We start from the raw sequence: 14,644 nt of genomic DNA, 5'->3' as shown, positions 1-14,644 counted from the left end.
GAAGCGGCACAACAGGGGTTGTGCCCATTGTTTTCTCTGAGCTTTTACATCTTTCCTTTTCACCCTCATGTAATATCTACCTAATACGTTTTTCCTTCAGGGCATAATGGAACCGCAATGAAGCGACTAAAAAATGAATTCAACGCATTGGTTAACCGGAGTGTCGATAGACACCTGCGCCTCGCCGTTACCGGCCTGAGCCGCAGCGGGAAAACCGCGTTTATCACCGCGATGGTAAACCAGCTATTAAGCCTGCACGCCGGGGCGCGTTTGCCGCTGCTGAGCGCGGTGCGGGAAGAGCGTCTGATTGGCGTGAAGCGCGTGCCGCAGCGGGATATGGGCATTCCGCGCTTTACCTACGATGAAGGGCTGGCGCAGCTCTACGGGCAACCGCCGACCTGGCCGACGCCAACGCGTGGCGTGAGTGAGATTCGTCTGGCGCTGCGTTTTCGCTCCAATGAATCGCTATTACGCCACTTTAAAGATACCTCGACGTTGTATCTGGAAATTGTCGACTACCCTGGTGAATGGCTGCTGGATTTACCGATGCTGGCGCAGGATTACCTGAGCTGGTCGCGGCAGATGACCGGCCTGCTACAGGGGCAACGCGGTGAGTGGTCTGCACATTGGCGTAAGCTGTGCGAAGGGCTTGATCCGCTGGCTCCCGCCGATGAAAACCGTCTGGCGGCGATTGCCCAGGCGTGGACCGATTATCTGCATACCTGCAAACAGGAAGGCCTGCACTTTATCCAGCCGGGGCGCTTTGTGTTGCCGGGCGATATGGCCGGCGCGCCCGCGTTACAGTTTTTCCCGTGGCCGGATGTCGATGGCGTCGGTGAGGCGAAACTGGCACAGGCTGATAAACACACCAACGCAGGCATGCTGCGCGAGCGTTTTAACTACTATTGCGAAAAAGTGGTGAAAGGCTTCTATAAGGAGCATTTTCTGCGCTTTGACCGTCAGATCGTGTTAGTTGACTGCCTGCAACCGCTGAACAGCGGGCCACAGGCGTTTAATGATATGCGCCTGGCCTTAACGCAGTTAATGCACAGTTTTCACTACGGCCAGCGCACGCTGTTCCGTCGTCTGTTCGCGCCCGTTATCGACAAGCTGCTGTTTGCCGCCACTAAGGCGGATCACGTTACCGTCGATCAGCACAGCAATATGGTGTCGCTGCTCCAGCAACTGATTCAGGATGCCTGGCAGAATGCGGCCTTTGAAGGCATCACCATGGATTGCCTGGGGCTCGCCTCCGTGCAGGCGACGCAAAGCGGGCTAATTGACGTAGACGGAGAGAAAATCCCGGCGCTGCGTGGTCACCGGCTCAGCGATGGTCAGCCGCTCACGGTCTATCCGGGGGAAGTTCCCGCGCGTTTGCCGGGGCAGGCGTTCTGGGATAAGCAGGGCTTTCAGTTTGAGGCGTTTCGTCCGCAGGTAATGGATGTCGACCAGCCGCTTCCGCATATTCGTCTTGATGCGGCGCTGGAATTTTTGATTGGAGATAAATTGCGATGAACGAACCGTTAAAACCGCGCATCGATTTCGACGGCCCGCTGGAAGCGGAAAAAAGCGAACAATTCCGGCAGTCGCAAACCTTTGCTGACGATATCGCAGACAAGTTTGCACCAGCGGTTGTTGATGAAACCCTGCCGGAAGAGGGGCAGGCGGAAGCAGTTGTGGAATCGGTGCTGCGTCCTAAACGTAGCCTGTGGCGCAAGATGGTCACCGCCGGGCTGACTATCTTTGGCATCAGCGTGGTGGCGCAGGGCGTACAGTGGACGATGAATGCCTGGCAAACCCAGGACTGGGTGGCGCTGGGCGGTTGCGCGGCCGGGGCGCTGATTGTTGGCGCGGGCGTGGGGTCGGTAGCAACGGAATGGCGACGCTTGTGGCGTTTGCGCCAGCGCGCGCAGGAGCGGGACGAAGCCAAAGAACTGATGCAGAGCCACGGCGTCGGTAAAGCTCGCGCGTTCTGTGAAAAACTGGCGCAGCAGGCGGGTATTGACCAGGCGCATCCGGCGCTGCAACGCTGGTATGCGGCGATCCATGAAACCCAAAACGATCGTGAAGTGGTTAGCCTTTACGCGCATCTGGTGCAACCGGCGCTGGATGCGCAGGCGCGGCGGGAGATCAGCCGCTCAGCAGCAGAATCTACCATGATGATTGCTGTCAGCCCGCTGGCGCTGGTGGATATGGCGTTCATCGCCTGGCGCAATTTGCGATTAATTAACCGCATCGCCACGCTTTACGGCATTGAACTGGGCTATTACAGCCGTCTGCGCCTGTTCAAACTGGTGCTGCTCAATATCGCTTTTGCTGGGGCCAGCGAGCTGGTGCGCGAAATCGGTATGGACTGGATGTCGCAGGATCTGGCCGCGCGCCTTTCCGCCCGCGCCGCGCAGGGGATAGGTGCAGGGCTGCTGACCGCGCGCCTTGGCATCAAGGCGATGGAACTGTGTCGCCCACTGCCGTGGATCGACAACGACAAACCGAAGCTTGGCGATTTTCGTCGCGAGTTGATTGGTCAACTGAAAGGCGTCGTTCAAAAGAGCGGGGCGAAGTAAAATCTAACAGGCCGACCGCGTGTCGGCCTGCGCACATTTCCCGTTGAACGAAAATCTTTACGGCGCAATGGCGTTTTTTCCGCCATACTGTCAATAATTGTTGACAGCCTGCTTCCCGCCGAACGATAAGTGTCTTATTATTCACGAGTCTTTGGCTTATAAGGGTGAAAATTCCCATGCGTCTTGAAGTCTTTTGTGAGGACCGCCTCGGTCTGACACGTGAATTACTCGATCTGTTGGTGCTGCGCGGCATTGATTTGCGCGGGATCGACATTGACCCTATTGGCCGAATCTACCTCAATTTCGCCGAGCTGGAGTTCACCAGCTTCAGCACCTTAATGGCGGAGATCCGCCGCATCGCGGGCGTGACCGACGTGCGCACGGTACCGTGGATGCCTTCAGAACGTGAGCATCTGGCGTTAAGCGCGCTGCTCGAAGCGATGCCCGAGCCGGTGCTCTCGCTCGATACCCGTAGCAAAATCGAACGTACCAATCCGGCAAGCTGTCAGTTGTTTGGCATGAGCGCCGACAAAATGCGCAACCATAACGCCAGCCAGCTCATCAGCGGTTTCAACTTCCAGCGCTGGCTGGAGAGCGAGCCGGTGGAAACACAGGCGGAACACGTGGTGATCAACGGGCAAAACTTTTTGCTGGAAATCACCCCGGTTTACATGAGCGGCGAGCACGAACAACGTATCCTCGCCGGGGCCGTTGTGATGCTGCGCTCGACCGTTCGCATGGGCCGCCAGTTACAGACCCAAACTCCTCAGGATGTGAGCGCATTCAGCCAGATCGTCGCCGTGAGCCCGAAAATGCGTCATGTGGTCGATCAGGCGCGTAAACTGGCGCTACTGACCGCGCCGCTGCTGATTGTCGGCGAAACGGGCACCGGTAAAGATCTATTGGCACATGCCTGCCATCTGGCCAGCCCGCGAGCGGCAAAACCGTACCTGGCGCTGAACTGCGCGTCGATCCCGGAAGATGCGGTTGAGAGCGAACTGTTTGGTCACGCCCCGGAAGGTAAAAAAGGTTTCTTTGAGCAGGCGAACGGCGGTTCGGTGCTGCTGGACGAAATTGGCGAAATGTCGCCGCGCATGCAAACCAAACTGCTGCGTTTCCTGAACGACGGCACTTTCCGCCGCGTCGGGGAAGATCATGAAGTGCACGTTGATGTGCGCGTGATTTGCGCCACGCAGAAAAACCTGGTGGAGCTGGTGCAGAAAGGGTTGTTCCGCGAAGATCTCTATTATCGTTTGAACGTCCTGACGCTGAATCTGCCGCCGCTGCGCGATCGTCCGCAGGACGTGATGCCGCTGACGGAACTGTTCGTGGCGCGCTTTGCCGATGAGCAGGGCATTTCGCGTCCGAAGCTCTCTGCCGATCTCAGTAATGTGTTAACCCGTTACGGTTGGCCGGGCAACGTCCGCCAGCTGAAGAATGCGGTCTATCGCGCGTTAACACAGCTGGAAGGTTATGAACTGCGTCCTAACGATGTACTGCTGCCGGATTATGACGTCACCACCACGGCGGTGGGCGAAGAGGCGATGGAAGGGTCGTTGGATGAGATAACCCGTCGCTTTGAGCGTTCGGTGCTGACGCAGCTTTATCGCAGCTTCCCGAGTACGCGTAAGCTGGCGAAACGTCTTGGCGTATCGCATACGGCGATTGCGAATAAACTGCGTGAATATGGTTTAAGCAATAATAAAACAAAAGAATAATTTTGTTTTTCTTCCCGGCACGGAATGGTTGCCGGGAAGAATTCTGCGTATCAACAAAGAAAAACTTGCATCATTATTATTAAACTTTTCGTCTGTTTTTCGTTTTTATACGCATCGTTTTCCAAAAATCATGTTTTTTTGTGATCCCGATGGGATTTCATCGCCCGTTGCACGAATATTGTTGCCACTCCAAAACAAGGAGGGCAGTATGAACAAAGGTGATGATCTCGTTAAAGCACGACGTAAAATCTATATTACGCTCAGTCTTTTTATTCTGGTTTATTTCTTCTCGTGGAAAGCAACGCTGGATACCTATTCATTTTGGTTATCAGAAAAGATTGGCCTTGATGGTGTGGCAATTGGTATCGTTTTTTCCGTCAATGGATTCTGCGCTGTATTAATTAAACCCGTCTATGGTTTCTTGATTGACCGGCTGGGATTGCGCAAAGATCTGCTCTTTTTTATTGCATTAGTGTCCATCACCGTTTTCCCATTCTTCTTTTATATCTATAAACCATTACTGCAAAATGCGCTCTATCTAGGTATCGCGGTGGGCGCTGTATTCCTGAGCATGGGATATTACGCAGGCTGCGCGGCGGCGGAGTCATATCTGGACCGGTTTGGCCGCCTGTTTGATCTCGAATTCGGCCAGATTCGTATGTGGGGTGCATTAGGTTCGGTCTTTTCTGCGGCGAGCACCGGGTACATTTTTAATATCAACCCGATGATCAACTTTGGAATCAGTTCTGCGGGCGCGCTTGTCATTCTGATCATCGTATTGACCATGAAGATAGACGTCAGCGACGAGGCCAAAAGCCGGGTTATCGCAAAAGAGAGGACAACCCTCGCCGACGTCACTGCGCTGTTCAGATTACGCAGTTTCTGGACCTTTGTGATTTACGTTTGCGGGGTGGTATGGGTGCTTTTCGTGGCGGAACAGCAATATCCGCGCTTCTTCATCACTTTTTATGAGAGCAAAGAAGCCGGGCACCAGATGTTTGGTTATCTGGGCGCAGCAAGCCTTGGCTGTGAGTTTATCTTTATGATGATCGCGCCTGGTATTGTGAACCGTCTGGGGCCAAAAGCCGGGATGTTGATTACCGGGTTCGTTGTCGCGGCGCGTTTTATTGGCTCTGGGCTTGCCACCAGCGCGCTCACGATTGCGATTATCAAGCTTTCCTGGGGCATTGAAATGTCCTTCCTGCTGGTCTCGGTGTTTAAATATCTGGAGATCAATTTTGATAAAAAAGTAAACGGCACCATGTATCTGCTGGGCTATCAAAGCGTGAACTATGTCGGCACCGTTTTATTATCGCCGTTAAGTGGTTTTCTGTATGAAAAAATTGGCTTTGCGGATACCTACTTGTTGATGGGCTGTACCGTGCTGGTCTTCACGCTTATTTCCGCTGTTCTACTTACTAATAATCGTAAATCAACGCCTTTATATCCGGCTGCGAATCACTAACGAGCAAAACAATGAAAAGAGAACACGTTATTCATGATATTTATCAGCACCTGGACACTATTGTCACCAGGACGTTACGGGGTGAATCCAGCTTTGGTCATCAATTAACGCTGAAGGGCGACCCCTATGCCAGTGGGAAATTTGCGCTTGCACTGGCTATGTTAATCGAGAAATCAGGTACGACTCAAGCCGAGTGGGAAGACGCATGGCATGAACTGATTGCCGCGCCGTGTGAAAACTGGGGAAAATATTATTTCCTTAAGGCATTGGTAAAACTTAATGCATTAGGGCGACTGCATACTCTGTTTTCACAAGAACAGCTTAATCAGTTGGAAAATAAGCTTCGGTGGCAGGAGATGGTCGAGGAAGAAACATGGCAACTTAACGAACGGTTTCCAACGAATTTCTACGGTGTGGCTTTCAGCGTGGCGCGATTCCGCTACTTACTGGGTTGGGAATCGGCATACGCCTCGCAGGAAATCCTGACGCGTTTGTGTGAGCATTATCGCACGCATTCCAGCAACGGGTTCAGCGACGAAACGGAGGGAAAAGGGCGATACGATCGCTACAGCGTGTTGCTGATTGCTGAGATTTGTCAGCGCCATCTGGAAACCGGCCTGATGGTCCCGGATGAGTTAAAAATAGCGCTACGGCAAGCCGCGACGCTGGTGTTGTCCATGCTGACCGACAACGGCGGTGGCTTTTTGTGGGGGCGTTCAATCGGTGCTTATGGCGACAGCGCGTTCAATGAAATTCTGGCCGTTAGCCAGCAGCTTGGCCTGTTAAATGCGCAGGAGCGGCAGACCGCAGAAACGTTTTCCCTGGCGTGCAGCAAGCGTTTTCTGCGTTTCTGGATCGACCGCGATGAACAGAGCGTGAATCTCTGGTTTAACGGGCGTCGGACGGACGCCTATCGCGCCGAGCATCGGCTGGTGGGTGAGAACATTAGCTTATGTATTCAGCATCTCTATGTGCAGCAGGTTTGGGCAGGAAGTGTGGAGAGCGACGCTGTGCGGTTGAACACGCCGCCGCTTCAGCTTGCTTTCACGTCCTTTTGCAATGGTGATTATATTCGCGGGCTTTTCCACTGGCATGATGGCGAACGTTCGTTTGCACTGCCGCTAATCAATGGCGATAAAGGCTATCATGCGTCTTCACCCTACTGTCCGATTCCTTTCTGTACCGGGTTGTTCAGCGGCGTGGCCGAAGAGGAGGAGCCGCTCTGGGTGCCCGTCATTCGCGACAGTGACAATCGAACATTGAGCCCGCTGGTGTGGTTTACCGACTGTACGCAGCGGCAAACGGAAAACGGTTGGGAAATGATTATTCATAACGATGCGATGGATGTTATCGCCGTCGACGGCGCAGCAACGCTAGTGCCTGCGCGGGATCCCGCGATACGTTCCCGGACACGCTATCTGATTGAAAAGGGATGTATTACACGGGAAGATACTTTCTTCAATGACAGTAAACGGACGTTGCAAGTTAGCATAAACGGCGCGGTGTTTTCTGATGACATGACCGTCGAATTTACCGGCTATGCGCAGACCAGCAAAACGCCGACATCGCTGTGCAGCCCTTATGGGCCGCTGCAAAGTGCATTCATTGCCCGGCAAGAGATCGGCGAACGTGAATGTTTCACGGTGAGCTGGCGAGTGTGTTACTGACGCGTCACTTTTCAGGATGAAATACGATGGCAACACGGCGTGGTTACGGCAAGGATGTTACGTTACTTGAAACGATCGATCTTGATGAAACCGCGCTGTGTTTTAATCCCATGAAAAACACGCCTGCCGATTATTATCATTTTCATGAATGTACGGAGCTGCTTTTTATCAGCAAGGGTGTGGGGATTGCCGTCGCAGAACATCACCAATTTACGGTCAAACCAGGGCGTTTGTTTGTGTTTCCGCCGGGCAGGGTGCATAAAATTCATGTCGAGCAGGATTCACGTAACCAATATCATCGGACAACGCTTCACTTTAATAGTGCGGTGCTTGAACCCTATCTCCGCGATTTCCCCCGGCTGCAAAAGCGCTTTTGTCAGCTCAGCCGCTATGGCGAAAAGATCCGTATCTTTGATGTTTCTGAAATGCAGGCGAATTTTGAAGCGCTTTTCGTTTTGTTTGAGAAACGCCATTCCGCCCATCAACCCACCGTTAACGACAGCGCCTTTCTGTTAATGCAACTCATTAGCCTGCTTCCGGAGCAGGAAGAGGAAGAGGCGCTCGTCGTGGAGCAAAATGCATTTTCCCGAGAAATCATTGGCTGGATTGAACAACACTTCCAGCAACACTGTTCTTTGAAAGCGCTTGCCGAGGCGATGAGCAGTTCAGAAGGGCATGTTTCAAGACGCTTTCGTCAGGAAACTGGCGGCACGCTTCAGGAGTATCTGGTGATGCGCCGAATTCGTCACGCCTGCGAATTGCTGGTGCATACGCGGCTGTCGGTCAAAGAGGTGGGTGCACAATCAGGATTTAACGAATATGCCTGGTTTATCACCAGTTTTCGAAAATATATGGCCAGAACGCCCCTGCAATATCGAAAATCATATAGTCTACGAGGATAGCGGGCGTGAATACGTCCTGGCCCGGATGAGCCAGGACGTTGAGCTTACGCTTTCAGCGCAGCCAGCGCCGCATCGTAGTCTGGCTCGTTGGTGATTTCGTCAACCAGTTGGCTGTAAACCACGTTGTCGTTCTCATCGATAACCACAACCGCACGTGCCGCCAGGCCTTTCAGTGCGCCGTCAGCGATGCCCACGCCGTAGGTTTGCAGGAATTCTGGCGCACGCAGGGTGGACAGGGTAACCACGTTGCTCAGGCCTTCTGCGCCGCAGAAGCGAGACTGGGCGAACGGCAGGTCAGCAGAAACGCACAGCACAACGGTGTTGTTCAGCTCGGAAGCCAGCTGGTTGAATTTGCGAACGGATGCCGCGCAAACGCCGGTATCGATGCTTGGGAAAATATTCAGCACTTTGCGTTTGCCTGCATACTGGCTGAGTGCGACGTCAGAGAGGTCTTTCGCGGTCAGCGTGAAAGGCTGAGCTTTGTCGCCTGCCTGCGGAATAGCGCCTTGAACAGAAACGGGATTGCCCTGGAAATGTACAGTTTGTGACATGATAATCTTCCTGTTTACATATAATTAACGTCGAAACTAGTGTATGTCATCAGGTGTTAACACGGCAAACCCTATTTACCGTTGTCCGTAAGGAGTAAGGGATGAGAAATGTAAGAGTTTTTGAAGAGGCGTGGCCGTTACATACACCGTTTGTCATTGCCCGCGGTAGCCGCAGCGAGGCGAAAGTGGTCGTGGTTGAGCTGGAGCAGGACGGCATCAAAGGCGTCGGGGAATGTACGCCTTATCCACGTTACGGCGAAAGTATCCCGTCTGTGATGGCGCAAATTGTTTCGATTGGCGAACAGCTGGAGAAGGGGCTCACCCGTGAAGCGCTTGCGCAATTACTTCCAGCGGGGGCGGCGCGCAACGCGGTGGATTGTGCGTTGTGGGAGCTTGAAGCTGGCCTTGCGAAAGCCACAGTACCCGCCATGCTCCATCAGACACTGGCAAAGACGCTAACAACGGCGCAAACCGTGGTGATTGGCACGCCAGAGCAGATGGCGGCCAGTGCCAAAGCGCTTTTCGAAGGCGGCGCACGCTTACTGAAAGTAAAACTGGACGATCGTCTGATTGCCGAACGCATGGTGGCTATCCGCGCCGCTGCGCCGGATGCAACATTGATAGTTGATGCTAATGAGTCCTGGCACGGTGAAGGTCTGGCGGCACGCTGTCAGCTGCTGGCCGATCTCAACGTGGCGATGCTTGAGCAGCCGCTGCCCGCCACAGATGACAGCGCGCTGGAAAATTTTATTCACCCGCTGCCTATCTGCGCCGATGAAAGCTGTCATACGCGAGCGAGCCTGCCTGCGCTTCGTGGGCGATATGACATGGTTAACATTAAGCTCGATAAAACGGGCGGTCTTACTGAAGCGCTTGCCCTTGCGCAAGAGGCGCGCGCGCAGGGGTTTTCTCTGATGCTGGGTTGCATGCTCTGCACCTCGCGCGCCATTACCGCCGCGCTGCCTTTGACACCGCAGGTTACCTTCGCGGATCTCGACGGCCCAACCTGGCTGGCGGTAGATGCAGAGCCTGCGTTACATTTTACTACCGGTCAGCTTCATCTGTGAGCCGCCGCGCGCCAGCGTAGCAGGGCGGTCATCGCGCCGAGATATTTCTCGCTCGCTTCATCCGAGGAGATGGGCGGGAACTCGGCGGTGATACAGTGCAGGCCAATATCATTACACCAGCTGCCAAATGAGCCCGGCGTTTCATATCCGACGCTCCCGACCAGCGGCAATGCAAAGGATTCAGCCAGCCAGCGGCCCAGTTCGCTGTGACGCGGATCCTCAATACAGGCCAGCGGATCGTGAAAAGAGACCACCCAGGCGGGGTGGATCTGATGAATCAACTGGCAAAGCGCCTCGCTTTCCGGCTCGGAACCGGGGTTATCACCGGTAAGCAGCACCACGTCACGGCTATCTGCCGAACTGTTCCAGCGGTACACGGTTTCACCGGATTTCCAGTTTGCCGACGGGAAATTGCGATTTAAATCAACGCCGTTGGCATTGGCGCGTAACCCCAACTGACAGCCATCCGGATTCACGGTTAACACCACATGATGTCGCCGCAACTCGGGCGAAAGCGTCCGCAGCGCGCACGAGAGGGTGACAATGGAGGAATTTTCGTCGCCATGCGTCCCGGCAATAATTAACCCGCTGGTATGATCGGCGAGCGGTGCGGGAAACCAGATAAGCGGCGCGCCTAAAAGTGAACGACCATAATGTTGCGTACCGGGCGGAAAAGCGCCCCGCAAGGCGCGAGGACGAGTGGCGGACATAGAGAATCCTGATTATGAGTACTGATATAAGCAGTGTTGTGCAAAATTCACCGCGAATCAAATGGTTTCCGTGTCAGAAAAACATTCGTTATATCAATTTTATGTGATAAGCCGTTTGCATTTGCGACGCCTGAAACAAATAATATTTTCATCAAGTTGGCTTATTAAGGGGATGTCATGAAGTATCCTTTCACGTTGTCGTGCTGTGCGTTATGGCTCAGTAGTCTGAGTTCTGTTGCCCTGGCGGCAGAAGTACCCGCCGGAACCGCGCTGGCAGCGAAGCAGGAGCTGGTTCGTCATATTAAAGATGAGCCAGCCTCTCTGGACCCGGCAAAAGCGGTAGGTCTGCCGGAAATCCAGGTGATCCGTGACCTCTTCGAAGGGCTGGTTAACCAGGATGAAAAGGGGAACATTGTTCCTGGCGTCGCGACGCGCTGGCAGAGTAACGACAATAAAATCTGGACCTTCACACTGCGTAACGATGCCAAATGGTCCGACGGTACGCCTGTCACCGCCCAAGATTTTGTCTATAGCTGGCAGCGCCTGGTTGACCCCAAAACCACTTCACCGTTTGCCTGGTTTGCGGCACTTGCCGGTATTAATAACGCCCAGGCAATTATCGACGGTAAAGCAAAGCCGGAAACTTTGGGCGTGACGGCAGTCGATGCGCACACTTTGCGAATTCAGCTGGATAAACCGCTGCCGTGGTTTGTGAACCTGACGGCCAATTTCTCGCTCTATCCGGTGCAAAAAGCCAACGTTGAAAGTGATAAAAACTGGACGCGCCCCGGCAAGCTGATTGGCAATGGCGCTTACGTGCTTGCCGACAGGGTGGTGAATGAAAAGCTGGTGGCAACACCCAACGTTCATTACTGGGATAACGCTAAGACGGTTATTAAGAAGGTCACCTTCTTACCGATCAATCAGGAATCATCGGCCACGAAACGTTATCTGGCCGGGGATATTGATATCACCGAGTCCTTCCCGAAAAACCTGTATAAGAAACTGCTGAAGGACATTCCGGGGCAGGTCTATACCCCGGCACAGCTCGGTACATATTATTACGCTTTCAATACCCAGAAAGGGCCGACGGCGGATGCGCGCGTCCGTTTAGCGCTGAGCATGACCATCGACCGTCGCATTATTGCGGAGAAGGTACTGGGTACAGGTGAGAAACCGGCATGGCACTTTACGCCGGATGTGACCGCCGGATTTAAAGCCGAGCCGACGCAAATGGAGCAGAGTAGTCAGGCAGAGCTGAATGCTCAGGCGAAAACTTTATTGCAGGCGGCGGGCTATGGCCCGAATCGACCGTTGAATTTGACGTTGCTGTATAACACCTCGGAAAACCATCAGAAGATTGCGATTGCTGTGGCCTCAATGTGGAAGAAAAATCTGGGTGTTGATGTGAAGCTGCAAAATCAGGAGTGGAAAACCTATATCGACAGCCGCAACACCGGTAATTTTGATGTGATCCGCGCGTCCTGGGTGGGCGACTATAATGAACCGTCAACCTTCCTGTCGCTGTTGACGTCGAACAATACCGGGAATATCTCCCGTTTCAGCAATCCGGCCTATGACAAGGTGGTGAATCAGGCTACGCTTGAGAACACCGAAAAAGCGCGGAATGCCGATTACAACGAGGCAGAGAAAATTCTCGCTGAGAAAGCGCCTATTGCACCGATTTACCAGTATACCAATGGTCGTTTAATTAAACCGTGGCTGAAGGGGTATCCTATTGAGAACCCGGAAGACGTGGCGTATACGCGGACGATGTATATTGTGAAGCACTAAGCTTCCGCTCTGGCCCTGACGCATCGTTCATGCGTCAGGGCTTTTTTACGCATGCTTTACCATGTTTCTTCGAAGAGAGATCGGTGGTGCAGCGGTACTTGTGGAGTGGATATTAAACGGCATTCGGCTTAACGCGGCGTCAATATCCTGTGGCGGAACCGGCTCAGAGAAGAGCGAGCCCTGCAAGGCATCGCATCCCAGTTGTGTCAGTAAACGTTGTTGTTCTTCCGTTTCAATCCCTTCTGCCACTACATTCATATTCATTGAATGCGCGATATGAATAATCGATGAGACAATTTTCACATTTTTACTGTCATCACGGATATCTTTCATAAAGCTTCGGTCTATTTTTAGTTCGCGGGCGGGCAGATTTTGTAATAGCAACATATTGGAATAACCGGTACCAAAATTATCGATAGACACCGTCAGGCCAATACGGTTGAAGTCATGGAATATTTGTAAACTGCGATCGAGACCACGCATGGCCGTCGTTTCGGTTAACTCAATGGTTAGCCGAAGCGGTGAAAGGTGATAACGCGAAAGCGTATTGCACAGTAATTCGTAGATATTCTGCTGCTCGAACTGGTTAGCCGAAATATTAATGGAAAGCGTCCAGTCATCATGACCCTCTTTGCTCCACTGACGCAATTGTTTGCAGGCCTGGTCGATTGCCCAGTTGCCCACAGGCAGAATTAAACCGGTATTTTGCAAGGTGGGTAAAAACACACTCGGCAGTAAAATCCCTTTTTTAGGATGACGCCAGCGCAGCAACGCCTCGAAACCGTAAATGCGATTTTCCTGAACGTGGTATTTGGGCTGATACCACAGCTCAAATTGATTGCGCTCCAGCGCCTGCGTAAGGTCCTGTAACAAGTGCGCGCCTTGCCACGAACTATCAAGCATCGCATCACCATAGACCGCCCAGCCGTTACGCCCATTTCGTTTGACATGGTACATCGCGGTGTCCGCGCACAGTTTGAGTTCCTGCGGAGAATCACCGTCAGCAGGGTACATGCTGATGCCCGCGCTCAGGGAGATTTGCAGGATTTGGCCCGAGTGATAAAAAGGCCGACGAATGCTCTCCACCATGCGGTTACACAGCTCCGCCAGTTCAGATTCGGTGCTATGAGGCGCCAGCAGAATAAACTCATCGCCGCCAATGCGGGCTAGCGTCATTTTGGGCGGCAGGCAGGTGCTCAGCCGATTGGCAACGGAAACCAGCAGGTTGTCACCGACGTGGTGACCCCAGGCGTCGTTAATCAGCTTGAAGCGGTCGAGATCCATCAACACCAGGCCAAACTCAGCGCCGGTAAGCCGCGCCTGTTGCAGGCAAGCTAGAAGGCGCATGTCTATCTGGCTACGATTCGCCAGCCCCGTCAGCCCATCGTAGCGCGCCTGTTGTTCGAGCTGTTTATTCAGCAGTTGCAGGTTTTCGGTCAGGCGGGTGGTGCGCATTTGCGAATCCACCATCGAAATCACCAGCATCGTGCCTAATAGCAGCAGCGTGATGGCAGAAACCCAGACCGAAAGTCCTTCTTCACCAACCTGATGAATGTGGTTAGCCATCATATGGGCGTGACTTGAAAATGTGGCCGCGCTCATCCCGGTATAGTGCATCGCGGCGATGGCGATGCCCATTGCCATTGCTGCGGCGATATGACAGAGCAGCACGCGCTTGCTGTTCAATCGCAAGCTGAAGGCCAGCCATAGACCCACGCTGGAAGCAATAACCGCAATCACGACGGAGATGATAATGCGAGGAATACTCCAGATAATGCCATCATGCATCATCAACGCCGCCATGCCGACGTAGTGCATCGTGACAACGCCGCTACTGAGTAAAACGGTCGCGAGCGCCAGCCGTTTTGGCGATAACGTCGGCCCGGCAACGGCAATGTTAATCGCCAGGGTGGCCGCCAGAATCGCTGCCAGCAACGAGAGTAGGGTTAACTCCAGGTGATAGCTCATCTCCATCGGCATTTTCATCGCCAGCATGCCGATGAAATGCATAGACCAGATGCCAATACCTAAAGTTGCGCCACCTGAAACGCGCCAGAACATGGCCGCATTTTTATTAGATGCAGCAATTTTCCCTGCGCTATCAAGGGCAACGAAAGATGCGATGAACGCCACCAGAAATGAAATGCCAACCAGAACCGGGTCCCACGAAACATGCAGCATCATGTCATCCACATTTCTTAGATTT

At 53.3% G+C, this 14,644-nt stretch carries 11 protein-coding genes; 8 read left to right on the top strand and 3 right to left on the bottom strand.

Features of this window, described 5'->3' with window-relative positions; translation table 11 throughout:
* The first annotated feature begins 117 nt into the window (after positions 1–117).
* The 6 genes from G163CM_RS07215 to G163CM_RS07190 all read left to right on the top strand — a co-directional run bounded on the left by G163CM_RS07215 (position 118) and on the right by G163CM_RS07190 (position 8,316).
* Complete coding sequence (locus tag G163CM_RS07215; protein ID WP_231827456.1) at positions 118–1,515, top strand: YcjX family GTP-binding protein; 1,398 nt, start codon at positions 118–120, stop codon at positions 1,513–1,515.
* The gene (locus G163CM_RS07210) at positions 1,512–2,564 is read left to right on the top strand and encodes a YcjF family protein (protein WP_231827454.1); all 1,053 of its coding nucleotides are present in this window, start codon (positions 1,512–1,514) and stop codon (positions 2,562–2,564) included. Before G163CM_RS07215 ends, G163CM_RS07210 begins: the two co-directional genes overlap by 4 nt.
* Before the next feature lie 176 nt (positions 2,565–2,740).
* Positions 2,741–4,282, top strand: coding sequence for a transcriptional regulator TyrR (gene tyrR, locus G163CM_RS07205; RefSeq protein ID WP_231827452.1), 1,542 nt, complete (start codon positions 2,741–2,743; stop codon positions 4,280–4,282).
* Positions 4,283–4,310: 28 nt separating this feature from the next.
* A complete protein-coding gene (locus G163CM_RS07200; RefSeq protein ID WP_231827450.1) occupies positions 4,311–5,747 on the top strand; it encodes an oligosaccharide MFS transporter in 1,437 nt (478 codons plus the stop codon).
* Positions 5,748–5,758: 11 nt separating this feature from the next.
* Positions 5,759–7,414: a hypothetical protein gene (locus G163CM_RS07195; RefSeq protein WP_231827448.1), complete on the top strand. Its 1,656-nt coding sequence runs from the start codon at positions 5,759–5,761 to the stop codon at positions 7,412–7,414.
* 26 nt (positions 7,415–7,440) lie between these two features.
* Positions 7,441–8,316 carry a helix-turn-helix domain-containing protein gene (locus G163CM_RS07190; RefSeq protein ID WP_231827442.1) on the top strand — a complete coding sequence of 292 codons (876 nt, stop codon included), beginning with the start codon at positions 7,441–7,443 and terminating at the stop codon, positions 8,314–8,316.
* 44 nt (positions 8,317–8,360) lie between these two features.
* On the opposite strand, the gene tpx is transcribed toward G163CM_RS07190, so the two are convergent.
* Complete coding sequence (tpx, locus tag G163CM_RS07185; protein WP_015964609.1) at positions 8,361–8,867, bottom strand: thiol peroxidase; 507 nt, start codon at positions 8,865–8,867, stop codon at positions 8,361–8,363.
* A gap of 101 nt (positions 8,868–8,968) precedes the next feature.
* Between tpx and ycjG the strand changes: the two genes are divergently transcribed.
* Complete coding sequence (gene ycjG, locus G163CM_RS07180) at positions 8,969–9,934, top strand: L-Ala-D/L-Glu epimerase (protein ID WP_231827440.1); 966 nt, start codon at positions 8,969–8,971, stop codon at positions 9,932–9,934.
* On the opposite strand, the gene mpaA is transcribed toward ycjG, so the two are convergent.
* On the bottom strand, positions 9,925–10,644 hold the full coding sequence (gene mpaA / locus G163CM_RS07175; protein ID WP_231827438.1) for a murein tripeptide amidase MpaA: 720 nt from the start codon (positions 10,642–10,644) through the stop codon (positions 9,925–9,927). The two genes, ycjG and mpaA, sit on opposite strands and share 10 nt — an antisense overlap.
* A gap of 177 nt (positions 10,645–10,821) precedes the next feature.
* Between mpaA and G163CM_RS07170 the strand changes: the two genes are divergently transcribed.
* Positions 10,822–12,438 carry a peptide ABC transporter substrate-binding protein gene (locus G163CM_RS07170; protein ID WP_231827436.1) on the top strand — a complete coding sequence of 539 codons (1,617 nt, stop codon included), beginning with the start codon at positions 10,822–10,824 and terminating at the stop codon, positions 12,436–12,438.
* 45 nt (positions 12,439–12,483) lie between these two features.
* On the opposite strand, the gene G163CM_RS07165 is transcribed toward G163CM_RS07170, so the two are convergent.
* The gene (locus G163CM_RS07165) at positions 12,484–14,619 is read right to left on the bottom strand and encodes a bifunctional diguanylate cyclase/phosphodiesterase (RefSeq protein WP_420851439.1); all 2,136 of its coding nucleotides are present in this window, start codon (positions 14,617–14,619) and stop codon (positions 12,484–12,486) included.
* Positions 14,620–14,644: the final 25 nt, after the last annotated feature.

Origin of the sequence: Pseudocitrobacter corydidari (assembly GCF_021172065.1) — a bacterium.
In the GTDB taxonomy this organism is placed as follows: domain Bacteria; phylum Pseudomonadota; class Gammaproteobacteria; order Enterobacterales; family Enterobacteriaceae; genus Pseudocitrobacter; species Pseudocitrobacter corydidari.
This window is presented reverse-complemented; position numbering and strand designations above follow the sequence as displayed.